Annotated in this window: 21 protein-coding genes and 1 pseudogene; 12 read left to right on the top strand and 10 right to left on the bottom strand. The window is 64.4% G+C overall.

Features of this window, described 5'->3' with window-relative positions; all coding sequences use genetic code 11:
• The first annotated feature begins 36 nt into the window (after positions 1-36).
• Entirely contained in the window at positions 37-6,399 is a 6,363-nt protein-coding gene (locus tag NA10_RS31505; protein ID WP_169812678.1) for a WXG100-like domain-containing protein, read from the top strand.
• 5 nt (positions 6,400-6,404) lie between these two features.
• Positions 6,405-6,767, top strand: a complete 363-nt coding sequence (locus NA10_RS31510) for a hypothetical protein (protein WP_067574348.1) — start codon at positions 6,405-6,407, stop codon at positions 6,765-6,767.
• 40 nt (positions 6,768-6,807) lie between these two features.
• On the opposite strand, the gene NA10_RS31515 is transcribed toward NA10_RS31510, so the two are convergent.
• The gene (locus tag NA10_RS31515; protein ID WP_067574349.1) at positions 6,808-7,569 is read right to left on the bottom strand and encodes a hypothetical protein; all 762 of its coding nucleotides are present in this window, start codon (positions 7,567-7,569) and stop codon (positions 6,808-6,810) included.
• A 243-nt stretch (positions 7,570-7,812) separates the two neighbouring features.
• Between NA10_RS31515 and NA10_RS31520 the strand changes: the two genes are divergently transcribed.
• Positions 7,813-8,079 (top strand): hypothetical protein, encoded by a 267-nt coding sequence (locus NA10_RS31520; protein WP_157556867.1) that lies wholly within the window; start codon positions 7,813-7,815, stop codon positions 8,077-8,079.
• Positions 8,080-8,180: 101 nt separating this feature from the next.
• On the opposite strand, the gene NA10_RS31525 is transcribed toward NA10_RS31520, so the two are convergent.
• A complete protein-coding gene (locus tag NA10_RS31525) occupies positions 8,181-8,456 on the bottom strand; it encodes a hypothetical protein (RefSeq protein ID WP_245678088.1) in 276 nt (91 codons plus the stop codon).
• A 278-nt stretch (positions 8,457-8,734) separates the two neighbouring features.
• Between NA10_RS31525 and NA10_RS36145 the strand changes: the two genes are divergently transcribed.
• Positions 8,735-8,920 carry a DUF397 domain-containing protein gene (locus NA10_RS36145; protein ID WP_084515561.1) on the top strand — a complete coding sequence of 62 codons (186 nt, stop codon included), beginning with the start codon at positions 8,735-8,737 and terminating at the stop codon, positions 8,918-8,920.
• Here the strand turns inward: NA10_RS36145 and NA10_RS31530 are convergent.
• Complete coding sequence (locus NA10_RS31530) at positions 8,917-10,065, bottom strand: PQQ-dependent sugar dehydrogenase (protein ID WP_067574352.1); 1,149 nt, start codon at positions 10,063-10,065, stop codon at positions 8,917-8,919. The genes NA10_RS36145 and NA10_RS31530 overlap by 4 nt on opposite strands.
• A 134-nt stretch (positions 10,066-10,199) precedes the next feature.
• On the opposite strand from NA10_RS31530, the gene NA10_RS31535 reads away from it, so the two are divergent.
• On the top strand, positions 10,200-11,096 hold the full coding sequence (locus tag NA10_RS31535; RefSeq protein WP_067574353.1) for a DoxX family protein: 897 nt from the start codon (positions 10,200-10,202) through the stop codon (positions 11,094-11,096).
• A 102-nt stretch (positions 11,097-11,198) separates the two neighbouring features.
• Here NA10_RS31535 and NA10_RS31540 read toward each other — a convergent pair whose 3' ends face one another.
• From NA10_RS31540 to NA10_RS36150, 3 genes are all read right to left on the bottom strand, one after another.
• Positions 11,199-11,498 (bottom strand): hypothetical protein, encoded by a 300-nt coding sequence (locus tag NA10_RS31540; protein WP_067574354.1) that lies wholly within the window; start codon positions 11,496-11,498, stop codon positions 11,199-11,201.
• Positions 11,499-11,510: 12 nt separating this feature from the next.
• On the bottom strand, positions 11,511-13,352 hold the full coding sequence (gene ilvD, locus NA10_RS31545; protein WP_067574355.1) for a dihydroxy-acid dehydratase: 1,842 nt from the start codon (positions 13,350-13,352) through the stop codon (positions 11,511-11,513).
• 129 nt (positions 13,353-13,481) lie between these two features.
• The gene (locus NA10_RS36150) at positions 13,482-14,294 is read right to left on the bottom strand and encodes a PH domain-containing protein (RefSeq protein WP_084515557.1); all 813 of its coding nucleotides are present in this window, start codon (positions 14,292-14,294) and stop codon (positions 13,482-13,484) included.
• A 298-nt stretch (positions 14,295-14,592) separates the two neighbouring features.
• Between NA10_RS36150 and NA10_RS31555 the strand changes: the two genes are divergently transcribed.
• From NA10_RS31555 to ilvC, 3 genes are all read left to right on the top strand, one after another.
• The gene (locus tag NA10_RS31555; RefSeq protein ID WP_067574356.1) at positions 14,593-16,521 is read left to right on the top strand and encodes an acetolactate synthase large subunit; all 1,929 of its coding nucleotides are present in this window, start codon (positions 14,593-14,595) and stop codon (positions 16,519-16,521) included.
• Positions 16,522-16,594: 73 nt separating this feature from the next.
• Entirely contained in the window at positions 16,595-17,098 is a 504-nt protein-coding gene (gene ilvN, locus NA10_RS31560) for an acetolactate synthase small subunit (RefSeq protein ID WP_067574357.1), read from the top strand.
• Between the two features lie 95 nt (positions 17,099-17,193).
• Positions 17,194-18,207: a ketol-acid reductoisomerase gene (gene ilvC / locus NA10_RS31565; RefSeq protein ID WP_067574358.1), complete on the top strand. Its 1,014-nt coding sequence runs from the start codon at positions 17,194-17,196 to the stop codon at positions 18,205-18,207.
• Positions 18,208-18,218: 11 nt separating this feature from the next.
• Here ilvC and NA10_RS31570 read toward each other — a convergent pair whose 3' ends face one another.
• On the bottom strand, positions 18,219-18,686 hold the full coding sequence (locus NA10_RS31570; RefSeq protein ID WP_067574359.1) for a hypothetical protein: 468 nt from the start codon (positions 18,684-18,686) through the stop codon (positions 18,219-18,221).
• Positions 18,687-18,757: 71 nt separating this feature from the next.
• Between NA10_RS31570 and NA10_RS31575 the strand changes: the two genes are divergently transcribed.
• A complete protein-coding gene (locus NA10_RS31575) occupies positions 18,758-19,387 on the top strand; it encodes a TetR/AcrR family transcriptional regulator C-terminal domain-containing protein (RefSeq protein ID WP_067574360.1) in 630 nt (209 codons plus the stop codon).
• Positions 19,388-19,436: 49 nt separating this feature from the next.
• On the opposite strand, the gene NA10_RS31580 is transcribed toward NA10_RS31575, so the two are convergent.
• Together NA10_RS31580 and NA10_RS31585 are read right to left on the bottom strand one after the other, a co-directional pair.
• Positions 19,437-19,742: a hypothetical protein gene (locus NA10_RS31580; RefSeq protein WP_174562586.1), complete on the bottom strand. Its 306-nt coding sequence runs from the start codon at positions 19,740-19,742 to the stop codon at positions 19,437-19,439.
• A 129-nt stretch (positions 19,743-19,871) separates the two neighbouring features.
• Positions 19,872-20,642, bottom strand: coding sequence for an SDR family NAD(P)-dependent oxidoreductase (locus NA10_RS31585; RefSeq protein WP_067574369.1), 771 nt, complete (start codon positions 20,640-20,642; stop codon positions 19,872-19,874).
• Positions 20,643-20,764: 122 nt separating this feature from the next.
• Here NA10_RS31585 and NA10_RS31590 point away from each other — a divergent pair, with 122 nt between their 5' ends.
• From NA10_RS31590 to NA10_RS31600, 3 genes are all read left to right on the top strand, one after another.
• On the top strand, positions 20,765-21,361 hold the full coding sequence (locus NA10_RS31590) for a TetR/AcrR family transcriptional regulator (protein ID WP_067574362.1): 597 nt from the start codon (positions 20,765-20,767) through the stop codon (positions 21,359-21,361).
• Positions 21,362-21,675: 314 nt separating this feature from the next.
• Positions 21,676-23,214, top strand: a complete 1,539-nt coding sequence (locus NA10_RS31595; protein WP_067574363.1) for an ATP-binding protein — start codon at positions 21,676-21,678, stop codon at positions 23,212-23,214.
• Between the two features lie 2 nt (positions 23,215-23,216).
• Positions 23,217-26,150, top strand: a complete 2,934-nt coding sequence (locus NA10_RS31600; RefSeq protein WP_067574364.1) for a Z1 domain-containing protein — start codon at positions 23,217-23,219, stop codon at positions 26,148-26,150.
• A gap of 164 nt (positions 26,151-26,314) precedes the next feature.
• Here NA10_RS31600 and NA10_RS39670 read toward each other — a convergent pair.
• A pseudogene (locus NA10_RS39670) lies at positions 26,315-26,440 on the bottom strand (hypothetical protein); the annotation flags it as partial.
• Positions 26,441-26,564 lie beyond the last annotated feature (124 nt).

Raw genomic sequence — 26,564 nt, forward strand, 5'->3', positions numbered from 1 at the left:
AGTACCACGGGCGGAGATTTTCTTCCCGGTTGGCTGATGACGGCTCTCAACTTCGGGATGGCCTACCCGAAGGGCGATGAGGATGAGCTGTTTGCGCTGGGTGATGTCTGGAACAAGGCTGCGGCCGAACTGGAGAAGCTCGAACCTGAGCTGAAAAGCATCACCGGTCAGGTTCCGCAGTATTACATCGGTGACGGCGCGGCCGCTGTCACCGAGGAGTTCGGCATCCTGCTGGGCAGTGGAGACCATTCCATCGCGAAGCTGATCGAGAGTTTGCAGGGGCTCGGTCACGACGCTCGTTCCACGGCAACGGAAATCGAGTACACGAAGATCCAGGAGGAAGTCTTCGCGCTACTCACCCTGGCGACTGTGCTGTCGCTCCTCTGGTCTTTCGCGGGCTCGGCGGCTGCGCCCGCGGTCCTCGCGGCGGCGCGTGAAACGCTCGCCATTGTCGCGGAGAATGCGATGAAACGCATCGCCGCGATCGTGGCCCGCTCGGGTTTGAAGACGCTCGCCAAGCCGTTGTCCCGCAAGATCATTATTCCGTTGGGCGAAAGACTCGCCCCGGCCGCCCAGCGGATAGCCGCGTTGAACGAGCGGATAGCCGCGAGCGGCCCCCTGGTCCGTTACCCCGCCGCGCTGGTGAAAGGCGGTGTCGGAGCAGGACTTATGGGCGCTGGGCTCGACGCCGGAACTCAAGGTTTGCAGATCCTGGAGGGCCATCGCGACGACGGCTTCGACCTCAAACAGACGTTCCAGACGGCGCTGCAGTGGGGCGCCGGGGGCGCGGCGGGCGGTCCCGCTCATGAACTCATGGGCAATCTTCTCGAGAGCAGGGTCTCGCCATTCACAGCCAAGTTCGTCAGCGGCACCGTTGGTGGTGCGGTAGGCGCCGGAGGTATGTACGGTGCCGGACTTGGAACTCAGCTGTATGACAACGACGGCAACTGGAACAAGGTCGACAAGACATTTCACCCGCAGTTGCTCATCGGTGGGCTGGCGATGGGCGCCATGGGCGGCGCAAACCATGGGCTCGCCAAGGACCATGGCCCGAGTGCGCCTACTGCGCACGACACCGGCACGAGTTCGAACACGCGTCCGGCCGGAACTGTCCCGGAGGTTCTCCCCGGGGTAGAACAGCCCAATCGTCCGCAACCGCAGGACCTGCGCGAGAACTCAGGTGGCGAACCGCCCGTCCAAGCGCAGCCGCATGAGAACGGTCAGCAGATCAGCCCCGCGCGGGCGAACGCGCCCCTGCCGGACAGCTCTGCCAGACCCGGCGCGGTCAACGCGCCGGAGGCCCGCACCCCGACCGGTGAGCACTCCCGGCCACTCGACGGCTCGACAAAGCTGAATGCCGAGAATGCCACTCGCCCAACACTGTCCAATGATCGTGCCGGTGACGCGACCGCACCCCGTGACACCGCACCCGCCCGCCCGACGGCAGACAGTCTGGCTCGTGCGAGCTCCGGACAGCCCGACGTCAAGGCGAATATCGCAGCCGGCAAACAGGATCTGGCCGCGCCGGTCTCAGCCAATCGCGCTGCCGATGTTCGACACGTTGCCGGTGTACCCGGCACGGACGCTCCGGGCGTCCGAGCCGAACCTGTCTCGCGGCCGACAGCAGTTGCCCCGGACGCGCTCATCGACCATTCCGCAGCGCGCACGAATGACTCTGCGCCCGTGAAGAACTCGTCGGATCCAGTGGCAACGCGGGACCACACGACCGACCGCCACATCGAACCTGCGACGCGTGCCGCCGCGGCCAGCGCTGTCGAACGATCTGCGGCACTTCCACGCGAATCCGACTCGTACGCGCCGGAACCCGAGACGACCCACCAGCCCGAAGTTCCACCCGCCGAAACCAATTGGTCCCCTCGGCCTGACGACGGCTGGTCGCGGATGACCCCCAAGGAGGTTTCCGACGAACTGGCTCGTCGATGGGATGTCGAGACGGCCGGGTTCGACAACCCGAACCTGCACCCCGAGGCCGTTCGCGAATTCGCCCGCGCCGTCGACGACATGTTGGCCCGGTACCCGGACGTCAAACTGCCCAAGGTAGCTATCGAACCGATGGAATTGGAGTACTACGCCGAGGCTGTCCCGCACTACACCACCGATGACCTGGTTTCCACGGACAAGTTGGTGCTGAATGAGCACTACGCCGTTGATCCTGAAGCGATGGCTCGCGAGATGGCGGCAGACGAGGCCGACGGTCACCTGGTCCCCGGTTCCAGCGATCGCCCTATCCATTCGACGCTCGTCCACGAGTTCGCACACGCGATTTTCTTCGATGGCCAGGAACGCGCCAGCGATACCGCGAAATATGCACTGGCGGACCATTTCACGTCCACCCGCGGCGGTATGGATAAGGCCGCATTCGAGGAATGGGTCGATCAACTCAGCGGCTACAGCTTCGACGAGCACGGTCTTTTCAATCCTGACGAGGCACTGGCCGAAGCGTTCACCGATGTGGAATACAACGGTGAGGCGTCCACCGAACCGGCCAAGGTCCTCTACTGGCACCTCCTGGACAACGCCAACCAACACAGCATCGCCCCCGACGGTTTCACCCGCATCCCCGAGCACACCATCGCCCGCCCCAATGGCGCGCATACATCCGATAGTTCCGCCCCGAAATCTGTAGAGCCGGAGCGCCATCCATCGGACGCCAGCCATCCTGATGAGACACACGCACCGGATACCACGCCGTCGTCACCGAAGGTGACACAGGAACTACGCGACAACATCGAAGAGCTCCGCAACCGCGCGCGAGAGGTCCTCAACGCTCACGACGGACTGGCGCGAGTCGACGAACTGCCGAATCTACGCCAGCAGTACATCGAACAACTCGATGTCCTCGGCCTTCGAGAACCCGAAACCGCCGCAGCGGCATGGCAACTGTTCCACGAATACGATCCCGCACTGGCGAAATACCTCGTGGATTACGCCCATGATCTGGTCCCGTCTACCGAAGCTGCCCCCGGCCACGTACAGCCACATTCGGAACCAAACGACCAGCTGCCCGTATCGGACGCACCCGATCACCAGCCGGGCGAGCCGGGTTTGACACCGGAGGAGCAGGCTGCCAGAGACGCGTGCGATCAACTGCCGCAGGCTGAGCGCCTCGCCCTGGACGACTACGCGGGTACCGCCTACAACGAGATCAATCGGCACTTGCGATTCGGCGAAGACCTGCGCACCGTCACCCCTGAAACCATTGACCTGATTCGGTCCGGCCTGGACAAACTCCCCGACCATATCGGACCGGTGAAACGGTCGATCATGCTCTCGCCCAAGGACTTGGAGAAGTTCTGGTACGAGAACCACCGCGGTGCGGTCGTCGAAGACCCCGGGTTTGTGTCGACCTCGAAGACCAAGTTCAAATGGAACCCGAACGTAGAGCTGACGATCGTGTCGGCCACCGGGAAAGACATCTCGTTCCTTCGGCCTCCCGGGCAGCGTGGCGAAGCCGAAGTCCTGATCCCTGATGGCCGCCAGTTTCGCGTGTTGGACCGTGAGATGGGCGCGGACGGAACGCTTCACGTCACCTGGGAGGAGATCACCGAATCTACGAACCTGCCCGCGGTCGATGATTCAGCACCTGCTGTAGCTCCCCATGACGCGAATCCCGATCAGCCATTCCCGGCGGAAAGGGTCAAGGATCCAGACAAGGCCGTCTCGCTCGATCTGCCGGATATCGAACAAGTACAACCGCACTCGCAAGACGCTGCCCCACATCTGGAGACCGAGGATCCACCCGCACAGCATCTGAAGGATCGTTTCGAACAGGTCCGTGCGCACATCAACGACATCTTCGCGGCCTACCAAGATCCTGCGCGCACATCTGAATTGCCCGGATTGCGTGCGAAATTCGGCGAACTGGTCGACGACCTCGGCCTGCGCGAGCAGGAGACCGTGAACGCCGCGTGGCAGTTGTTCAGCGACCACGATTCCACGCTTGCGCAGTACGTCGCGCAAAACCGTCAGCACCTGCTACCTCGCTCGGAGGATCGTGTCGAGTCTGATACACCTCCATCGGACCACGCGCGTGGCGCACGGCCGCGCTCGGCTGGAGAGCCGTTTCGGAATAACGATGAATTTCCTCGAGCAAACGAGGATCGCCCAGGCGAAGGCAGCCCGGTCGACAGCGACGAATCTCACGGCGTATCGCACGAGTCCGAAGCAAGGCCGGAGCCGATTCCGCTCACGTCACTGGAAATCCAGGATGAACATGGAATTCCGGAGAAGAACCAGCGGATCGTCCAGGAATACACCGACTTTCACGATCTACTGATCGAGGTCCGTCCCACGAATGTTGATTCGGTTCCGCATTTGCAAGAGGGTGCGATGCCGAAACCGATGGACATCAAGGACAAGACGATCAACCAGGACGATGTCGATCTGGGTGCGCCGGAGTGGGCGAAGGGGCTGGTCGGACGATTCGGACCGGGAGTGCTGAAACTTCCCGAGGAGGGCACCGTTTCCCCGGAGCGGATGGAGGAACTCCGAGATCGGCTCGCGAAGCGGGACAAGGACTTCGTGGCGTACCAGGACCATATGCAGAGGCTGGGAGCCCGGTACCGAGTCACCGCTGACGGGATCGTCGAGGGCTTGTTCAAGGGCAAGTATCAACCGATTACCGGCGACCATGATCTGTTCGATATTCGCCATGCGGATGGAACCCGGCTCACCGCTGCCGAACTCAGCTTCCACGAGGACGCATTGACCCAACTGGATGCAGGTATCCAGCATGGGCCGCACGTGTACTGGGAACCTGCCAGTGAATTCCAGCGGATACGCAACTTCGAAGACATCGTCAACAAGCATCAGCACGACGCACCGCCGAGGGACCGAGAACCGCTGGTTCAGTTCCGTCCGCACGACCAGCCGGTGCTCGAGTGGGCAGGGAAGAACGTCGCGGATGTCGACCGAGAAATGATCCCGTGGCATGTCAACGGCAAGCTGGACGAGCTGCACGCGGAACAGCTCTCGAAGCTCGACGAAGTCAATCGACGCCAACAACTGGACTCCGACATCGCACGCTTGCGCGACACCGTCGACGAACTGACGAACCATCCCGATTTCGATGCCGAAACCTACCGGGCCTTGGTGAACTCAGGCGTCAAGACGCCGGTCGACGTCTTGGTCGACGGCCACAGCAGGCCGATGCTGCGCATTGATCGCGGAGGAGAATTCGAGCCGCTTCTCGCCCGTATCGACGGACCCGAACACCATCTAGCGACGCTGCGTCAACAGGTCGAATCGGCAATCAAGGACGGAACCCACCCCTCGGACATCCTCCGGTCACTCGAGGACACTCCAACCGAATCTATTTCAACACCAACAGAGTCCGCATTCCGCGAGGCCGAACGAACCGACGCCGGCTTCTCCTTCCACTCCGACGATCCCGAACTCGCAGACCTGGCCCGCCGGGTCGCTGACGATCCTGACTACGTCACCGTCGATGTCCATGTCACTGAGGATGGCAACATCCGCGTCGGCGACCGCACCTACACCCCCGAAGAATTCGGCGACCTTCTCCGGCAACTCGGATACGACAGCAAGACTCCCCTCCGCCTGATCGGATGCGACGCCGCCACCAACGGGGTAGCCGCGCGTTTGGCCGCCCATCTCGATGCCGACGTCTTGGCCCCCACCAAATCGGCTTGGACCGACCCTCGCGGCCGCGTCTATACGAGCGGCGCCGAACTCGATGCCAACGGCAATCGCCGCCCCCGTATCCCCCCGGACGGCGAGTGGGAACTCGTCCATCCCGACGGCACCAAAACCAGGGCCGGCGAGGACGGATTCGCTCCAGGCACCCACGAGGAAGATAAGCACGACGTCGATCCGGACAACGCACGGGAAAGAAGTGCGGCGTCGGATGCCGAATTGCGCGTGATCACCGAAATCTACAACGCGCTGGGCGAGGATCCTCCCCGGGTGAATATCGGAGCGAACGATGCCGCCTATGGAGCGCGCGGCGCACACTCCGTCGAGCGCCACGGCTCGGATGTGCCGCTTAACCGAGTCGACGCACCGCCTGGAGATCGAACGATCGAGGGCCGGATCTACGGCGACCCACCGTGGCGGCGCCAGGAGAACTGGTCGTATCGCTGGTTGGATGAGTCGACGATGAACCGCACGGTCAACGACTATCTCCGGGCCAACTGGGAGAACATCCGCAGCGACCTTGCCCTTACCGGCGAGCATTCGGCCGTCTTCGACGCGGGACACCGCATCGGAGAAGGGTTCTACAACGAAGGAATGTTTGGCGTTGGCCAACGATCGACGCAGTATGCGCAGACCAGCTACGCCAAGATGCGCCTGATGTTGGTTCCTGGCAGCCCGCCGTCGTTCATGGTCATCACCGCCTTCCCATCCGGATTACCCTGATCGCTGTGGAGATTCCTGACAAGCTGCGTATGAGGGCAAACGAGCCGCCACCTCCCGCGATCGACCAGGTTCGCGAATTCTTGGGTGGCTATGTCGCGGACTGCGACGGCTTGGACGAACTGCGCGCCGACCTGGCCCGAATGGCGCAGGTCAACCGAAAGACCGTGCGCCGCAAAGCGGAAGCGATTGAAGCACTGCTAGCCGCACGTCAGCCACCCGGTACTTTGTCGAGGATGGTCGCCGTCGACGCCAACTGGGTACTCGACGACGAGACCTCCGATGCCGCAGCGGAATCCTGGCTCCGAGATATCGCCGCTCTCATCCACAGTGTGCTCCTTGAACTCGAACAGGCCGATCCACTTCAGTGAGTGGTGTCCGAGGCTGAGGCTCCATTCGGTCCGCCCGCAGCTACCATCGGGTTATATTCCCGTCGTAAATCAATTGCATCTGCCGACTGCCCTCCAGGTCGACGTAGGGGCAGTCGGCCATACCTTCTCGCAGTGTGGCCGCGTCGTCGCCCGGGGTAATCCACAACAACTTGCCGGACTCGAGCCACGGACCCAGGTCGAAGCTGTAGTCGAGGTGAGACTGAGGAAACTCGCTCCATGCTCGCCAATTGCCCTGTGAATCATAGAGATCGTACGTTTTCCCGCCCCAAAGATCCTCCAGGGCAAGTCCATCCGGTCGGCGGGTGGTGAAATATGTTATTGCCCAGCCTGTGTGGCGTCCAACAGGGACTTCGGCGATGACAGCGCGAGTTTCAGGCAGGTTCAACAGGCGCGGGACGACATAGGGCACACCGGGGCCGGGCATGCAGTCGAACGGCGCCGGGGTCACCGGTTCGGACAGTCGCATCGCACCACCCATGGCCAACCAGGTTGGTGGAACCTTGGACACACGGCGGCGGCTCGGCTTGTCCCACTCCCAGAACCAGCCGTCCAGATCAACGGTGTCCAGCGGCCAGCTCACCGCCGTATCGGTGAAAGGACATCGTGATACCGGTATTTCAGGCAGGAGTTCCGCGTATCGCTTGCGTAATTCGATCACCCGATAAATCGCGGCCTTGCCCTCTTCCGTGTACCCCGCTGTGCGATACAACTCTTTGAGACGAGTCCCTTCCTCGAGCAACTCGGCCCGACGCTGAATCCACTCGTCGCCCAGTTCAGCCACCCCACAGCACCTCTCACGTCGACGTGTCGTCCGAACGGATTCTTCTCTCTACCCTATCCAGAGCCCACTGGACAGGTGACGGTGCGGGCGTGGTCGGCAGGGATCTCTCTGTGCGCAGGTTTGCGGCATCGATGCCGCCTCCTGGCATTCCTATGTCGCCAGTCGCCGCGGCGCAGGTGATGGGCGGCTATCGGACGATCGGCCGATAGGATGGCTCGGATGTCATCGGGTCAAGGGAGGGCGATGAGCAACGTGGATGAAACTCCGGCTGGTTGGGATCCTGAGGTATTTGCGCGTATTCGGGCTGAATCCGAGGCGGAACAAGCCGCGACGCCGCCGGAGGAGCGAGAACGGCTCGCCAAGTTCAGGTGGGAGCATCTCGACAGTCTCGACAGCTCCGGGGGCTACGCACCGGACAGCCTTCGAGACAAGATGACCGAGGTGCCCGGATTCGACAACGAATTGAACCCTTTCCCGGTCACGAGGGAACCCGGGGATATCGGGAATTGAAGGGGCTGGCCCGGTAATCTGCCCGGAAGCCGCCATCCCAACTGAGAATATCGAGCCTCGACAGGCGCCTTCGGGTGGTGACGCGGTTGCTACTGCGGCCGCTACGTTCGCTCCTCGCGTTCGGCGATCATGCGGTCCCACTCTGCTCGCGCGCGGATCGCGTTACTGCCGTCCAACTGCCCGGCGAATGCGGACCGCGCGGCTTCGACCAGTTCGTCGGCGGCGTTCGGGTAGGCGCGTGCGACCGTTCGTAGCGCATTCTTGGTTTCGTCGTCGAGTCCGCTCGCGCTGGGGACACCGCGCCCGGTCAGCACCATCGACAACACGCGTTCGAAGCTGCGCTGCAACTGTTCCCGATCTGGATTGCCACGCCGCACGTCCGGTCGCCTCCTCCGTTGAACCGGTCTCCAACATTACAGAGGGTGCGCACCCCGCGCGACAACCGAAGCCGAGTACAGGCGGGAGTGCTGCCATGATCAATCTGGTCGAGCTCGCCTCTTCGTCCAGGGCGCTGCAGCGGCATGGCGAGCTATTCGGTTGATCGCCAGATATTCCACGGTGAGGACATGACCAAGGTTCGGGACACGAAGGACAAGGCCGCGGTCCGATCCTCGAGTTTCCCGCCGATACATGGGCGAAGTTCGTCGAGAGCCGCATCTGGGAGGCAAACAAGGGCGAATGGTACACATCGAGTAGATCCGAAGGCGGGAAGCAGTGTGTCGAGGTTTGTCACACTGACGATGCGGTCGGGGTTCGCGACTCGAAAAGCCCTGGGGGGCCTGAGCTTTTCTTCACACCGGGGCAGTGGGACAGCTTCCTTCGCCTTGCGGTGAGCGATTAATCCGGTCCGGAGCCCTGGCCGTTGGAGGGCGGCGGGATGCGGACGACGCGGTCGTCGTATTGATTGGGCTGGCCGTCGGTTTTATTGACCGTCGAGGACCAGATGTTGCCGTCGCCGCCGACCGCCGCGCCGTCCAAGCGGCCGTACTTGTCCTGGGCGAAGAGGGAGGGCGCGGCGGTGACCGCGTGGGTGTCCTTGTCGGCCTTGGCGATTGCGAGGGCCTTCTGATTGGTCAGGGCGATGGCCACGCCGTCGGTGGCGGCGGCGCAATTGGCCACGCCGGGGTGGTCGGGCCAGCTCCAAGCCTTGGCGGCGGTGCCGTCCGAACCGACGCGCTGCAGGCGGTCCTCGGTGGCAGTGCGGTCGGTGACCCAGATCGAATCCTTGTGGTCCGAGCAGACGCCGCCCGCGACGCCGATGCCCGCGAGCACCACATCCGCCCCCGCGCCGGGGGCGGGGGAGTTGACGCTCAACAGTTTTCCGGCGAACGAACCATTGTCATTGGCCGCAGCGGGATTACCGGCATCGCCGGTGAGTACCAGCATGCGGTCGGGGGTGTGGAAGTCCAGCGAACCGCGATTACCGGTGGAGCCCTTCGGGATTCCGGTCAGGATCGGCTTGGGCGCGCCACCGTCGGTGGAGATGCGTACCACCCGATTGTCACTGCCGGTGGTGATGTAGGCGTAGACCAAGCCGTCCTCGGGGTAGCTGGGGGACAAGGCCAATGCGGTCAGGCCGCCGTCACCCGCTCCATCCACATCCAGGCGCGCCACCTCGACCGGGGCGGGCGGCATGCCCTCATCGGTCGCGACCACCTTCAGAATCCGGCCCGTGGTGCGCTCACCCACCAGCGCGCTCGCACCATCGGGCAGCGTCACCAGACCGCCCGTGGTGTCCAGGCAGGAGACCACCACCAGCGGATCGGGATCCACGCACGGTGCGGTCGGCCGCTTGGCACCACTGCTCGGCGCATTCGGCTTCGTGGTGCCCTGCTCGGCATCCTGCCAATTCGGCTCGGTGGTGAACGGGCTGGAAGCGCGATCATCGAACCGGGCGCAACCGGACAGCAGCAAGGTGCCCGCCATAACGCCCACCACGATTCTCCGTGCGCCCACCCCGAACCGGCCCGCGGCAACCCAACTCATGGTTGAGACGTTACGGAAATCCCGCCGCGAATGCGCGGACGGGGTGGCCCGTTCCACCCGCGCGGCGTGAACTGGACAGTGGACACGCCCGCCACAGCCGTGTGTCGAGCGCCCTTGCCTAATAGTCTGGCCGCGTGACCGAGAAGCCGAACGAGCCCACCGCCGACGCGCCGGGCAGTACACCGCCCGGATCGCCACGGCTGACAGGTGAACCGGTGCGCAGTCCCTTCGACTCCCCGACCGAGCAGTTCGCCGCCACCACGACCAAGGCGGACCTCGGCAAACCGGAGCTGACCAAAGAACCCCCGCGCACCGATGAGGAACTGGGCCTCGATCCCGAAGTCCCGCTCTACGCGGAGATGAAGGAGGCCATCGGCGGAGCCGCGCCCACCGCGCCCACCGCCGACACCGCGCCCACCTACGCGTTCGCCAGCATCCCGCCCGCCCCCGGCGGCACCACCGAACCCACCACGCGCATCCGCCGCCGCGGCGACGAACGCCGCGGGACCCTGGATCTCGGACTGCTGTTGCTGCGCTTGGTCATCGGCGGCACCTTCATCTACCACGGCCTGCAGAAAGCGGCCGGCTGGTTCCACGGCCCGGGCTACGACGGCATCCGCACCGCCATGGAGAACGGCGGCTGGAAGCACACCGATATCGCCGCGCCCATGCTCATCGCCGGTGAACTCGGCGGCGGCATCCTGGTGGTGCTCGGCCTGGCCACCCCGCTCGCCGCCGGTGCGGTGCTCGCGGTCATCATCGACGCCTGGCTGTGGAAGCAGGGCATGGCGCCGGGCTTCCAATACAAGGCCGACAAGGTCTCGGTGGAACTCGAATCCGTCCTCGCGGGCGGGGCGGCGGCCATCATTCTCACCGGACCGGGCCGCCTCGCTCTGGACCGCGGCCGCGGCTGGGCCACCCGCCCGTTCCTCGGCTCGCTCGCCGCACTGGTGGCCGCGATCGCCGCCGCCGTCCTGACCTATATCTATCTCCACGGCGGCAACCCGCTCGAAGGCATCGGCCCCTTCTGACACCGGCCCCGTCATCCGGCGCGCTTTCGGCCGGGATCCACACCTCGCGAAACAGTAAGCGGCCCGGGTGATCTCATCACCCGGGCCGCTCGACGTTTCACCTCACCACTGCGTGGTGTTGAAGCGCTCCCACTCCTGGAATGTCTCCTGGTGCAGGCGCATGACCTCGCTGGACTTCGCGTCGATCTGCTCGTTCAATACCGCGCGGTGTGCGGCGATATCGGCCGCGTCGGCGGACGAGGCCATGAACTCCTCGTTCGCGAGTTCACGGGATTCGGCGGCGAGCTCGTCCGCCTCGGCGAGCAAGGCCTTGGCCCGAGCATTGCGGGCATCGCAACGCTCCAGCATCGAGCTGTACTCGGCCAGCATCGTATCGGCCTTGCCGACGTATTCGATTGTCATGTCTGCTCTTTCTTACGGCACCCGCCGCACGGCTCCCTTATCTGCCGAGGTCGCCAGCGCGGCGTATGCCCGCAACGCGGTGGTGACCGGGCGCTCGCGATTCACGGGCTGCCAAGGCCGTTCGGACGCTTCCATTTTCACCCGGCGTTCCGCGAGAACCTTATCGGGTACCAGCAATTCGAGGGCACGCGTGTGCACATCGATGCGAATCCGGTCGCCGTTCTCGATCAGGCCGATGGCGCCACCGCTGGCCGCCTCGGGCGAGACATGGCCGATGGACAGGCCCGAGGTGCCGCCGGAGAAGCGGCCGTCGGTGATCAGGGCGCATACCTTGCCCAGGCCCAGACCCTTGAGGAACGAGGTCGGGTGCAGCATCTCCTGCATACCCGGACCGCCCGCGGGACCCTCGTAGCGCACCACGACCACATCACCGGGCTGAATCTTCTTGCCCAGGATCATGGAAACCGCTTCCTCCTGGGATTCGACCACCACGGCCGGACCCTCGAAGGTGTACAGATCCTCATCGATGCCCGCGGTCTTGAGGATCGCGCCATCGGGGGCGATATTGCCGCGCAGCACGCACAGCCCGCCCTCGACGGTGTAGGCGTGCTCGATATCGCGAATGCAGCCGCCCTCGGCATCGGTATCGAGGGAGGACCAGCGGTTCGCGGTGGAGAACGGCTCGGTGGTGCGTACGCCGCCGGGCGCGGCGTGGAAAAGCTCGATGGCTTCCTCGGAAGCCTTGCCGGAGCGGATATCCCAGGTGTCCAGCCACTCCTCGAAGGAGGCCGAATGCACATTGGTCACATCGGTTTCCAGCAGCCCCCCGCGGCGCAGTTCGCCGAGGATGGCCGGAATGCCACCGGCGCGGTGCACATCCTCCATGTGATAGTCCGAGTTCGGCGACACCTTGGACAGGCAGGGCACCCGGCGCGAGATCTCGTCGATGGTCTGCAGATCGAAGTCGATCTCACCCTCCTGCGCGGCGGCCAGGGTGTGCAGCACCGTATTGGTGGAGCCGCCCATTGCCACGTCCAGGGCCATGGCGTTGCGGAAAGCCTTGGCGGTGGCCACATTTCGCGGCAGCACCGAGGCGTCGTCATCGCGGTACCAGCGGGTGGCGATATCTACGATGACCCGACCGGCCCGCTGGAACAGCGCGCGCCGCGCCTCGTGCGTGGCCAGGGTGGAGCCATTGCCCGGCAGGGCCAGTCCCAATGCCTCGGTGAGGCAGTTCATCGAATTCGCGGTGAACATGCCCGAACAGGAACCACAGGTCGGGCAGGCGCTGCGCTCGACCTCGTCCAGGCCCGCATCGGTCACCGCCTGCGAGGCGGAGGCGGAGATGGCGGTGATCAGATCGGTCGGGGCCTGCGCCACACCGCCGACGACCACGGCCTTACCGGCCTCCATCGGACCGCCGGAGACGAACACGGCCGGGATGTTCAACCGCATGGCGGCGTTCAACATGCCGGGAGTGATCTTGTCGCAGTTGGAGATACAGACCAGCGCGTCCGCGGTGTGCGCATTGGCCATGTACTCCACCGAGTCCGCGATGATCTCGCGCGAGGGCAGCGAGTACAGCATGCCGCCGTGACCCATGGCGATACCGTCGTCGACCGCGATGGTGTGGAACTCACGCGGTACCCCACCGGCCTCCCGAACCGCCTCGGCCACGATCTCGCCCACGTCCTTGAGGTGGACGTGACCCGGTACGAACTGCGTATACGAGTTCGCGATGGCGACAATCGGCTTACCGAAGTCGGAGTCGGTGAGGCCGGTCGCGCGCCAGAGAGCGCGAGCGCCCGCGGCATTGCGTCCGACGGTGGTGGTGCGTGAGCGAAGCGGTGGCATGGGGTCCTCGGGTTCTCGTCGCAGGGGGCTGGTCGGCGACTACGCCGAATGCTTTCGGCGTGTTCCAACGTTACTCCCGCGCGGATCGATCCCCGTCAGCGCCCGAAACCTCGCACCCCAACACGCCGACTACCTGTCCGAAGTGTCGCTCTCGTTCGATTCGGCCTCGGCCGCCGCGTCCGCATCCTCGGGCTCGACGAACGGATCCGGAATGCGCCCGGCGGACGCCTCGACCAGATCCTGCAGTCGGTCGTAGCTGACCGCGGGCAAGGTCGCATCCGAATCATCGGCCAGGTGCAGTTGCAGGAATCCGCGGCGCGGAATCCGCAGCCCCTTCACCTCGGACCAGTCGATATGCCGGGTCGAGAACATCGACCGCAGCTCCAGCCCCTCGGCCGAGACCTTGGTCCGGGTGCGCTCTATCCACACCGCCATGGCGATCGGAATCGCGAACAGCACCCACAGCACCTGCGGCATTCCGGAGAACGGGAAGATCACACCCATCAGCACCATGAAAACCGCGATATGCGCGAGCCGGGGCAGTCCGATCACCCGCACGCCCGGATCGGGGATATGCCCGCGCGAGGCCAGGATCAGCGAGCGCAGCCGACTGAAGTCGACGCCGGGCAGCGGGATATCGCGCCCGTCGGTGGTCTGCAGATGGACCCGTCCAAATCCCGGGACGCGCACCCCGGCAACCTCGGACCACGGCACCCGGCGGGTGCGGAACAGCCCACGGGTTTCAACCCCGTTGCTGGTCAGGTCCGTTTGCAGGCGCAGCAGCCAGAGCGGTAGCGCGATGATCAGCGGGACGATCAAGATCCACAGCAACCACAGCCAGTCACTGCGGAATCGGACCTCCCGGAACAGACCCGTGTCCGATCCGGGGTCGGGGGTATGGGACGATTGCGCCGGTGGCACGGACTGATGCGGTGATGACACACCCCCATCCTCGCATTGTGTTGAACGAACCCGAACAACCGCTCTGTCTCACATAATGAGACACACATGGTCAGATGTTTGACTCCGCGGCTCATGCGCGCATACCGTCGAGCGCGTGAATCGAATCGAGTTGCTCGTAATCGGCCGGCGCGTCCAGCGCTGAGCCGACGACTATAGAGTCAATTACGTCAGCTCGCAGCTGCGACGCGCCACCCTCGAACAGCCCTGGCTGTCGAGGGCTTTTTTGTGTTCAGGCAAGTCTATGAACTCCGAACGACAAGCAGTAAGGAACCAGACGGTGAGCGCACCTACCGCCCGACCCGGGCCCTCGGCCCGACGGCCCGCGCCCTCGGCCTCCCCGGCCGTGGCTCCGGCCAGCACCCCGAACCGCCGCCAGGTCCCGCCCGAGCGGGTCACCGGCGCGCAGTCTGTTGTCCGCTCCCTCGAGGAGCTCGGCGTCGACACGGTTTTCGGTATTCCGGGCGGCGCGATTCTTCCCGTCTACGATCCGCTCTTCGACTCGGTCAAGGTCCGCCACGTGCTGGTCCGCCATGAGCAGGGCGGCGGCCACGCGGCCACCGGCTACGCCCAGGCGACCGGCAAGGTCGGTGTGTGTATGGCCACATCCGGTCCCGGCGCGACCAATCTGGTCACCCCGATCGCGGACGCACAGATGGATTCGGTGCCGCTGGTGGCCATCACCGGCCAGGTCGGGCGCAGCCTGATCGGCACCGACGCCTTCCAGGAAGCCGACATCTCGGGCATCACCATGGCGTGCACCAAGCACAACTTCCTGGTCACCGATCCGATCGATATCCCGCGCATGCTGGCCGAGGCGTTCCACCTGGCCTCCTCCGGCCGCCCGGGCGCGGTCCTGGTCGACATCCCCAAGGATGTGCTGCAGGCGCAGACCACCTTCAGCTGGCCGCCGGAGATGCGACTGCCCGGCTACCGTCCGGTCACCAAGCCGCACGGTAAGCAGGTGCGCGAGGCCGCCCGCATGATCATGGAGGCCAAGTCCCCCGTGCTCTACGTCGGCGGCGGCGTCATCAAGGCCGACGCCTCGGCCGAACTGCTGGAGCTGGCCGAGCTGACCGGTATCCCGGTCGTCACCACGCTGATGGCCCGCGGCGCGTTCCCCGACACCCACACCCTGAACATGGGTATGCCCGGTATGCACGGCACCGTGGGAGCCGTTGCGGCGCTGCAGAAGTCGGACCTGCTGATCACCCTGGGCGCGCGTTTCGACGACCGCGTCACCGGTCAGCTGGACTCCTTCGCACCCAATGCCAAGGTCATCCACGCCGATATCGACCCGGCCGAGATCGGTAAGAACCGGCACGCGGACGTCCCGATCGTGGGCGACTGCCGCGAGGTCATCACCGAGCTCATCGAGACCCTCAAGGCCGATCCCGCCGGCACCGGCGCCCCGCTGCTGGAGCTCGGCGATTGGTGGACTTACCTGTCCGGCGTGCGCGATCAGTACCCGCTGGGCTGGAAGACCCCGTCCGACGGTTCGCTCTCGCCCGAGTTCGTCATCGAGAAGCTGGGCCAGCTCGCCGGACCCGACGCCATCTACTGCGCCGGCGTCGGCCAGCATCAGATGTGGGCCGCGCAGTTCATCAAGTACGAGAAGCCGCGCACCTGGCTGAACTCCGGTGGCCTGGGCACCATGGGTTACGCCGTGCCCGCCGCCATGGGCGCCAAGATGGGCATGCCGGACCGCGAGGTCTGGGCCATCGACGGTGACGGCTGCTTCCAGATGACCAATCAGGAACTCGCCACCTGTGCCGTCGAGGGCGTGCCGATCAAGGTCGCGCTGATCAATAACGGCAACCTCGGCATGGTCCGCCAGTGGCAGACCCTGTTCTACGAGAAGCGCTACTCCAACACCGATCTGGGCACGCACACGCTGCGCATCCCGGACTTCGTGAAGCTCGCGGAAGCCCTGGGCTGCCACGGCATTCGCGTGGAGAAGGAAGAGGACGTCGAGGCCGCCATCCGCGAGGCGCAGTCGATCAACGACCGTCCCGTGGTGATCGATTTCATCGTCGGCAAGGACGCGCAGGTGTGGCCGATGGTCGCCGCCGGCACTTCCAATGACGAGATCATGGCCGCGCGCGGCATCCGCCCGCTGTTCGATGAGGACGAGTCGATCGCGGAACCGGCCGTCATCCACGAGGCGATGTCGCACGAGCAGGCCGCCCAGAAGGGGAGCCCGGAATGAGCGGTCAGGCCCGGAGGCGGCAGCGCAGTGTAACCACGCAGGGCCCCGCTCGGTCCGGAAAGAAGGACGCAGCATGAGCACCACCCACACCCTCTCCGTGTTGGTGGAGGACAAGCCGGGCGTGCTCGCGCGCGTGGCCAGCCTGTTCTCCCGCCGCGGTTTCAATATCGAGTCGCTCGCCGTGGGCGGCACCGAGATTCCCGAGATCTCCCGCATGACCATCGTCGTGACCGTGGAGGATCTGCCGCTCGAGCAGGTCACCAAACAGCTCAACAAGCTGGTCAACGTCATCAAGATCGTGGAGCAGGACAACGACAGTTCCGTTGCCCGCGAACTGATCCTGGTGAAGGTGCGCGCCGACGCCAGTGTGCGCACCCAGGTGATCGAGGCGGTGAACCTGTTCCGCGCCAAGGTGATCGACGTGTCGCCCGATGCGCTGACCATCGAGGCGACCGGAACCCGGTCCAAGCTCGACGCACTGCTGCGCATGATGGAGCCGTACGGCATCCGTGAGATCGTGCAGTCCGGAGTTGTCGCTGTGGGCCGTGGACCCAAGTCCATCACCGCGACTCGCTAGTAACCGGCCGCCCCGGCGGCCAATCGCCTTACCTCCCGGCATGCTGTGCGCCGGGACCGATAACTCAGACACAGAATCCAGAAGGAGAAACCCAAGTGGCAGTCGAGATGTTCTACGACGACGACGCTGACCTGTCGATCATCCAGGGCAAGAAGGTCGCGGTCATCGGCTACGGCAGCCAGGGCCACGCCCACTCGCTGAGCCTGCGCGACTCGGGCGTCGACGTCCGCGTCGGCTTGGCCGAGGGTTCCAAGTCCCGTCCGAAGGCCGAAGAGGCCGGTCTGACCGTCGGCACCCCCGCCGAGGTCTCCGCCTGGGCCGACGTGATCATGGTCCTCGCGCCCGACACCGCGCAGGCGTCCATCTTCACCAATGACATCGAGCCCAACCTCGAGGACGGCGACGCGCTGTTCTTCGGCCACGGCCTGAACATCCACTTCGGTCTGATCAAGGCTCCGGCCAACGTCACCGTCGCCATGGTCGCCCCGAAGGGCCCCGGCCACCTGGTGCGTCGCCAGTTCGTCGACGGCAAGGGCGTTCCGGCTCTGATCGCCGTCGATCAGGATCCGACCGGCCAGGGCCAGGCGCTGGCGCTGTCCTACGCCAAGGGCATCGGCGGCACCCGCGCCGGCGTCATCAAGACCACCTTCAAGGAAGAGACCGAGACCGATCTCTTCGGTGAGCAGGCCGTGCTCTGCGGTGGCACCGAGGAACTGGTCAAGACCGGCTTCGAGGTCATGGTCGAGGCGGGCTACGCCCCCGAGATGGCCTACTTCGAGGTGCTGCACGAGCTCAAGCTGATCGTCGACCTCATGTACGAGGGTGGCATCGCCCGCATGAACTACTCGGTCTCGGACACCGCCGAATTCGGTGGCTACCTGTCCGGCCCGCGCGTCATCGACGCCGGCACCAAGGAGCGCATGAAGGCGATTCTGTCCGACATCCAGGACGGCACCTTCGTCAAGCGCCTGGTCGCCAACGTCGAGGGCGGCAACAAGGAGCTCGAGGGTCTGCGCAAGGCCAACGCCGAGCACCCCATCGAGGTCACCGGCGCCAAGCTGCGCGGCCTGATGAGCTGGGTCGACCGGCCCATCACCGAGACCGCCTAATTACGTAAGTCTCACGCGCGCAGCGCATTACGGCCCGGCACCTTTCGGGGGTGCCGGGCCGTCGTGATTCCCACGGCCAGCAGCCAGAGCATGGTGACGCCGCCGAGGGAGGCGGTGGTGCCCCAGCCGTTGGCGGCGTAGAAGTTGGCGGGGGTGTTCCCGAAGAACATGGACGGGACGAAGGCCAGGTGGACCAGGCTCAGGACGAAGGCCGAATTCGCCGTCCAGTCCGGGAGTGCGCGGGTGCGCCGAACGGCGAAACCGAAGGCGCAGAACATGAGTGCCTCCAGGAATCTCGAGATGGTGCCGTACAGGATGTAGGTGCCGCTGACCGTGATGGTGGGATCGATGGGGTCGGGGGACTGGATGACCGCGCCCACCTCGAGTCCGGTCGAGACCAAGGCCACCGTGAGCCAGATGAGTCCGGCGTTCACGGCGATGCCCGCGATCCAATCCGCTTCGGGGAGAGTGCGTTTCACCAGATAGCCGAAGCCGGTGAAGAAGATGATCAGTGTGCTGATACCCGCGAGGCCGAAGAGGCTGCGGGTCAGTGCTTCGCCGCGTCACCGGAACGGCCGCCGTCATCGGGGCCGTGCTCACCCTGGTCGAAATACCCCTGTACTTCGTCTACGACGGCCCGCCACCGGACTGGAATGTGCTGATGGCCGACGCGGCAATGGGTCGTGTACCCGAATTCGACTCTCCCGCATGGCGTCCCGCGCTGCGAAGCTGGGCCGTGGCACAGTCCGAGGTCTTTCGCCGCAGGCCGTGGCTGGCGCAACTGCCGGTGACCGGACCACCGCGCGGGCCGAACGCCCTGGCGTGGATGGAAGCCGGGCTGCGCACGCTGCGCGAGACCGGGCTGGATTGGTCCGCCAAGATCGGCGTGATCACGGTCGTGGGCGGTTATGTGCGGCAGGCGTTCACGCTGGATCGGCAGTTGGCGGAGAGTCGCGGCACGGCGCGTACCGATGAGCAGCAGGCGCTTCGGCACTACGTGCGGGAATTGACCGGCGTGCTCGACGCGGACCGGTTCCCCGAGGTCACCGCCCTGTTGGGCTCCGGCCTCTTCGAATCCGTCCCGAACGCACCCGAATCCGCCGATCAGGATTTCGCCTTCGGCCTGGATCTGGTGCTCGACGGGGTGGCGGCGTCCGTCGAACGCGCCGAGCCCCGCTGAACGGAATCGGCCCGGCATCCCAACAATGCCGGGCCGATTACGCAGGGGTTCAACGACTCCCGAAGGATCCGGTCGGTACCCACTGGCGCAGGAATGACCGCAGGGGGTCGCGGTCCCACTGATTGCGGTTGTCCCAGTTGTCATGGCGATCGCGCCAGTTGTCGCGATCCCAGGGATTGTTCCAGTCGTCCCGGTCATCCCAGTGCGGGCGGTTGACTGCGGTGACATTCGGTCCGGCGGGGGTATCCGCCATGGCCGGAATCGATACCGCGGCAAGGGGAATCGCGGTGAGCGCTCCGGCCACTGCGACCCGGGCGATCATCCGTCGTGCGGAAGTGCTTCTCGTCGAGCTCATATCGATCACTCTGCCGAATTCGATCGCCGAAAAGATATGGCATGAACAGAGTTCGGTGAGAATTCAGGGTTCGGCTAGTCCTTTGGTATGACGGGTTCCCGGTGTCGTCCCCCGAGAGCCCGGGGTGACTCAGTAGTGCGTACCGCCGTCGATGCGGATCTCGGTGCCTGTGATGAACGCGCCGTCATCGGAGGCGAGCATGGCGACCACGCCGGCGACGGTATCGGGCGAGGCGAAGCCCTGTCCGATACCCGGGGCCAGCTTCATGAACAGGCTCAGATCGGCGTCGGCGGGCAGACCCGGGCCGCGACCGTCGGTCATATCGCTGGAGATCGAGCCCGGTGCGACGGCGACCACGCGCAGTCCCTGCTTGCTGTACTCGGCGGCGAGCGCATGGGTCATGGACATGATGCCGCCCTTGGACGCGGCGTACGCGGACATGTACGGGTGCGCGAAGAAAGCCGAGGTGGAGGTGAAGTTGACGATCACACCCTTCTCGGAAGCGAGCAGCGCCGGCAGCGCTTCGCGAATCATCAGGAAGGTGCCCGTCAAATTCACGGTGATGATCTTGGTGAAATCCGCGAGCGGCATCTCATGGGTGTGCGCGGACCGCAGAATCCCGGCGGCGTTGATCAGCGCGTCCAATCCGCCCAGCGTCTCCAGCGCGGTAGCGACACCCGCCCGCACCGAATCCTCATTGCCGATATCGATGGTGACAGCACTGAGCCGCTCGGCATTGCCCTGCTCGGCGGCCTGCTTGACGGTCTCGGCCAGTCCCGCCTCATTGATATCGGCGGCGACAACCTGCCCGCCCTCGGCGAGCACACGATGCACGGTGGCCCGGCCGATACCCGAGCCCGCGCCGGTGATGAGTACTCGGCGGTCGGTGAAACGCTCCATTGCGAACTTCTCCTTCAGTATCTCGTCCCCCACTACCTGACACGTTACGCCCAATTGGCACAACATGCCACGATGGCATCTCAGGACTAGGATGGCCTCGACACCCAACCGAAGGACGTGCAATGCCCGCACCCGAGCCGCGCCTCACCCTCGCCGAACGCCGCAAGGTCGAGACCCGCCTGGACATCGCCCGCACCGCCGCCCGCCTCTTCGCCGAACACGGCACCACCGAAGTCACCGCCGACCGCATCGCCGCCGAAGCGGGCATCGGCCTACGCACCTTCTACCGCTACGCCCGCACCAAGGAAGACGCCGTCGAGCCCATGCTCACCACGGGCGCCCAACGCTGGTTCGAGGCCATCTCCTCCGGCCCCCGCCGCCTCCCCACCCTCGCCGATCTCGAATCCGCAGCAGTCCAATCCCTCACCCTCGACGGCGGCGAAGACTTCGCCCTCACCCGCGGCCTACTCCAAGCCATGGAGACCGACCCCGCCCTGCGCGCCGTCTGGCACCGCATCAACATGGAAGGTGAACGCGAATTACGCAGGGTATTAACCGATCTAGCCGGCCCTACCGCCGACCCCGTCCACCTGCGCCTATTGGCCGCGGCGGCCGCCGGCTCCATCCGCATCGCCCTGGAACAATGGGCCACCGCCGGTGACCAGGACCCCGCCGCATTGGTCGTGCGCTGCATGCGCACCCTCGGCGCGGGCCTATAGTCGGCGTCTCGCACTCGTGTGGAAGCCGACCGTGGCGCACAAACATTGTCCTACAACACATCTGCCCGCAGACCGGGCGGTCACCTGGGTAGACCCGACGGTGGCCGCCTGATCCTCGACACCTTCACCCCGGCGCAGTCCCCGAAATCCCCTGCGCCCCATCTTCGACCCCGTACATCTGAAAGTTCGACGCGTCGTATCAAGCGGACTTCTTTGGCATATTCGGGCGGTGTTCTGGCACGTAACGGCGTGACGTAGCGAAGAGATCATTCGCTATAGTCCTCCGGTTATTGTCGTTCTTGCAGGGGTGGGTTATGGCGGAAGAGTGGAAGTTCGATGTCCCGACCACCGGGACCAAAACGCTTCCGCCCGATCCGCGCTATATGGAAGCGTTGACGAGTCAGGGCTACGGTTTCGAAGCCGCTATCGCCGACTTGGTCGACAACTCGATCGATGCTGGTGCTCACGACGTTGTCGTGCATTTCCTGCGTGATGACGACTGTTTGGTCAGCCTGCTGATCATCGACGACGGCTGCGGAATGACCGAGGAGGAGCTCGACGTCGCCATGACCGTCGGCGGTCGTCGAAACTATCGGGATGGCGCGCTGGGGATGTTCGGCACCGGTTTGAAATCGGCCTCGCTGAGTCATGCGGCCGCGGTAACAGTGGTAAGCCGGACCCGCACCAGCCGCCCCGCCGGACGCCGCTGGGTCATGGAGCGCGCGAAGACCGGATTCCAATGCGACATAGTCGAACCCGCGTACGCGCAGACGCTCATCGACCGCTATAACGGCAAGCCGATCACCTGGCAGGGCACCGTGGTGCGGTGGGATGGTGTGAAGGACTTTCCTCGCAACGGCGGTCCCGAACAGACCGAGCGTTATCTCGCGCGCACCATCAACGCCCTCGGCATGCACCTCGGATTGCAGTTGCATCGTTACCTGGCGCGTGGCGATTTCAACATCACCATCGCGGTGGAGGACATCGCCACCGGGACCGTGGTGATGGATTTCGGTGTGCTGCCGCTGGATCCGTTCGGATATCCGGTGAGTGGCGATCCGGAGTATCCGCGCGTCTTCTCCGCGCATCTGCCTTCGGTGGGCACGGTGAAGCTGAATGCCCATATCTGGCCCCCACGCTCATCATTGCCCGAATTCCGCGCTATCGGATCGCTGCAGAACACACAGGGCTTCTATCTGTACCGCAACGACCGGTTGGTGCAGGCGGGCGGCTGGAACAACTTCCGTCAACCGGAACAGCACCTGGTGCTGGCACGAGTCGCGGTGGAACTACCAGCGCGAACCGGGGACGCCTTCCGGCTCACCGTCAAGAAGGACGGCGTCGAAGTCTCACCGGAATTCATTGCCGCACTTGACAAAGCGGTCGATCACACCGGACTGACCTTCATCGAGTACATGACCGCCGCCGACCGCCGCTATCGTGACGCTCGTCGGCGCGCCGGACTCGAGCGCAAGCCGGTGATCCCGCCCGGTGAGGGCATCGATCCCGCTGTCCGAGAAGCGATCTCGGAAGAACTCCCATATCTGATCGGTGAGCAACCGATCACCGTTCACTGGCGGCTCCTGGACGGCGACACCTTCTTCGACATCGACCGTGAAGAACGCGAAATCCTGCTCAACCTCCGCTACCGCGCGGCGATCCTCGGCGGCCGCCGGGGAACCCTCGACGACGCCCCGGTAATCAAATCGCTCCTGTACCTCATGCTCAACGAGGTCTTCCAACGCGAACGATCCGGAGTTCGTGAACGCGACAATCTCGCACTGTGGCAATCGATCCTGGTCGCCGCGGCACGCGCGGAACAGGGCCGCCAGGAAAATGGGGACGGGGAGTAGATATGGACATCGATCTTCGAATCGCGCTGCACGCGGCGGTGCTGGCGGATATGGCGGGGAGCAAACCGAAGCGGTTGGTGCGCGCCATGCGGTACCAGGCGGAGGACCTGCCCGGAGCCGATGTCTACGCTGACGAAGAGGATTTTCGTCAGCAGATCATGGCGGCGCCCCCCAACGGTCAATTGATCGATATGTGGCGAAAGCAGCTGCGCGCCTGGGACTTTGCCACCGGTATGGCATGGTCTCCCTCGGATCCGTGCTCCGATGAGCGCCGTGCGGACATCTACCATGAGCTCGCGCTCGATGCGACCACCCGCAAGCTGCTCGATGTAGCAGTCCCGGTGATCAAGGCACAAATGCCGGTGGTCATCAGTAAGGAGTTCGTCCCCTGGTACTCCACTCATCAAGGGCGATCCTGGTATTGGCCCATGTACACCGAGTTGCTCGCCCGTAAGGGATGGCCCGATCAAGCGATCACAGCGCTGGACATGGCGACCGAGAGTGTGGTGGAGCGGCTCTCCGATCCGACGCGCCCCGAAGCGTACCAGTCGAAGGGGCTGGTGGTCGGGTACGTGCAGTCCGGTAAGACCGCCAACTTCACCGGTGTGATCGCCCGTGCGATCGACGCGGGGTATCGCCTGGTGATCGTGCTCGGCGGTACGTTGAATCTACTGCGTGATCAGACTCAGCGCCGCTTGGATATGGAACTGGTTGGGCGAGAGAACGTTCTACGCGGTGCCAGTGAGTTCGAGTCCGACTACGCCGACGATCCCGAGTGGATCCAGCGCAACTTTGTCGAATTCGGTGCTGCTCCTTCGGTCAAGGGCGCCTTCGATATTCACCGTCTGACAACTCGATACGACGACTACAAGAGCTTGCTGCAGGGCATCGTCGCGCTGGAGTTCGAGAAGCAGGAACCCGCCCTACCGCTCTACGATCCGGTGAACCTGCATCGAGCGGCGGCACGCTTGATGGTGGTGAAGAAGAATAAGACGGTTCTGACGAAACTCGTGAAGGACCTCAACAAGATTCGCACTCCGCTCGACCAGATTCCCGTTCTGATCATCGACGACGAGTCCGACGAGGCCTCGGTCAATACATCGAAACCCAAGCCGGATACGGACCGAACCGCCATCAACGAGAAGATCTCCCAGCTGTTGACCATGCTCCCGCGCGCGCAGTATGTCGGCTACACGGCGACCCCGTACGCGAATGTCTTCATCGATCCCAACGATAGCGCCGACATCTTCCCCAAGGACTTCATCATCTCCCTCGCACGTCCAGAGGGATATATGGGGGCCAGTGACTTCCATGACTTCGATGTCGATGTCGATGACGCGGATGTGGACGCGGAACGAACGGTCGGCAACTCGAATGAGATGGCGTATGTCCGTGATGTGATCGTCGCGGACGAGGACGATACCGAGCCGCTGGAACGAGCTGTCGACATGTTCGTGCTCACCGCCGCCGTCAAGCTCTACCGCCAGGATCATGATGATCTTGGTGAGGGCTACTTCCGGCACCACACCATGCTGATCCACGAGTCGAACTGGGTCGAATCCCATCGCGAGCTGTTGGGTCGTGTCACCAAAATTTGGTGGGAGGCAGGTTATTCGAGTTCGAGGGGCCATCAACGCCTTCGTTCGTTGTTCGATTCCGACATTGCCCCGGTGTCCGCAGTCCGTGCCGCGGATTATTCGGTGCCCGCCACATACGAGGACGTTATGCCGTATGTGGGTCCGGCGGTGATGAATATCAGCGCCGATCAGAAACCGATCGTCGTGGTGAATGGTGACAGGGATCTGGAGACCGGCGACGCAGATTTCGACCGGCGCTCCATCTGGAAGATCCTCATCGGTGGGCAGAAGCTCTCACGAGGCTTCACGGTTGAGGGTCTCACCGTCACGTACTTCCGTCGTCGCTCCACCAATGCCTCCGCGCTCATGCAGATGGGCCGCTGGTTCGGGTTCCGCAAGGGTTACCGCGACCTGGTGCGTCTCTACATAGGCCGTGAAGAGGTGAACGGCAAGCAAGACCTGGACCTGTACCGGGCGTTCGAGGCCGTATGCATGGACGAAGAAGCCTTCCGTCGCGAGCTCGAGCAGTACGCCGTGATGGTCGATGGAGCACCGCAACTGACCCCGGCGCAGGTGCCGCCCTTGGTCTCCCAGCACCTTCCGACCTTGAAGCCGACCAGTCCGAACAAGATGTACAACGCCCGTTTGGTCGAGATCCAGTCGGCGGGTCGATGGGAGGAACCGACTGCCTACCCGACCACGATGGCGGACCTGCGGCACAACACACGACTCTGGCTACCGGTGCTGGAGTCCCTGTCTGTAGAAAGTGTGCGTCTCTCATACGATTTCGGCGCGCCCACGGGTGTACATGCGTTCTCGGCCTTCACCGGGATCATGGACGCATCCGAGGCTCGGGACATGTTCGACGCGCTACGTTGGTGCGCACCAAGCCAATTCGAACCTCACCTGACATACCTACGACAGATCTCCGATCGTGCCATGGTTGATGATTGGATAGTGCTTGCGCCCCAACACCACCGGGCGACCAAGCGAGCCAGAATCGGTTCTTCCGAACGCCAGTACTCATACTTCGAACGAGATCGCCGCCGCGGCCCCCTGTTCGGTGCCATCAGTGACCCGAAGCATCGCGCCGTCGCCTATCGCATTGCGGATGCGTTGGCGGACTCGGGCGACTCGAACGTCGAACGCCTGGCAGCCGACCGCCGCGGAGTGATAGTCCTCTACCCGATCGTGGAATCAGCCCACCGCGACGAAGCGGCTTCCGGAGAAATCGATTCCGGCCATCTCGTCACAGCCTTCGGCTTCGTGGCGCCCTCGTCCGCTCGGCCGAACGGAGATCGAGTCCTACAATTCACGGCCAGGGATTCATCGAAAGATGCCGCAATCATCGATGCGTGACCTCTTCGATCCCGGCATGGACGGTCAGCCGGCCCGCTGACGGTCGCGGGCATCGGCTGCCCGCAGCACTTCGATAATGGAGCGCCCCACCGCGGCAGCGCACGGAGGAGGAAAGCGTTTCCTACCTGCTTGTACTGCGCTGACTTGTCGCTCGCGAATTGCCATTCGGGGGGAAATCCTTGGATGATCGCGGCCTGCCGCACAGTGAGCATCGGGCCGCCCCCGCGGAAGAGATCTCGGTCCGCGGTCTGCTTCGCCGCGCAGGTTTCGGTGCCGTTGGCAACCCCCATGGGATACACCCCAATTCCCGCCACGCTTTCTTTGCCCTGCTGGGGCCGAGGTCTGCTCCACCGTGCTTTTTCGATCCGCCCATCCAGCGTGGGCGCGATACCGCCGTTCCCGTTCAACTCGGAC

It is taken from the genome of Nocardia acidivorans NBRC 108247, assembly GCF_001625085.1.
Lineage (GTDB): Bacteria > Actinomycetota > Actinomycetes > Mycobacteriales > Mycobacteriaceae > Nocardia > Nocardia acidivorans.

What these genes read in the sequence shown, in the direction of transcription:
- ilvD (WP_067574355.1), bottom strand. Translation starts at nt 13,352, where the DNA reads ATGCCACCGCTTCGCTCACGCACCACCACCGTCGGACGCAATGCCGCG.
- NA10_RS31540 (WP_067574354.1), bottom strand. Translation starts at nt 11,498, where the DNA reads ATGACAATCGAATACGTCGGCAAGGCCGATACGATGCTGGCCGAGTAC.
- NA10_RS31600 (WP_067574364.1), top strand. Translation starts at nt 23,217, where the DNA reads ATGGACATCGATCTTCGAATCGCGCTGCACGCGGCGGTGCTGGCGGAT.
- ilvN (WP_067574357.1), top strand. Translation starts at nt 16,595, where the DNA reads ATGAGCACCACCCACACCCTCTCCGTGTTGGTGGAGGACAAGCCGGGC.
- NA10_RS31530 (WP_067574352.1), bottom strand. Translation starts at nt 10,065, where the DNA reads ATGAGTTGGGTTGCCGCGGGCCGGTTCGGGGTGGGCGCACGGAGAATC.
- NA10_RS31590 (WP_067574362.1), top strand. Translation starts at nt 20,765, where the DNA reads ATGCCCGCACCCGAGCCGCGCCTCACCCTCGCCGAACGCCGCAAGGTC.
- NA10_RS31585 (WP_067574369.1), bottom strand. Translation starts at nt 20,642, where the DNA reads ATGGAGCGTTTCACCGACCGCCGAGTACTCATCACCGGCGCGGGCTCG.
- NA10_RS31520 (WP_157556867.1), top strand. Translation starts at nt 7,813, where the DNA reads ATGAGCAACGTGGATGAAACTCCGGCTGGTTGGGATCCTGAGGTATTT.
- NA10_RS31505 (WP_169812678.1), top strand. Translation starts at nt 37, where the DNA reads ATGACGGCTCTCAACTTCGGGATGGCCTACCCGAAGGGCGATGAGGAT.
- NA10_RS31595 (WP_067574363.1), top strand. Translation starts at nt 21,676, where the DNA reads ATGGCGGAAGAGTGGAAGTTCGATGTCCCGACCACCGGGACCAAAACG.
- NA10_RS31580 (WP_174562586.1), bottom strand. Translation starts at nt 19,742, where the DNA reads ATGAGCTCGACGAGAAGCACTTCCGCACGACGGATGATCGCCCGGGTC.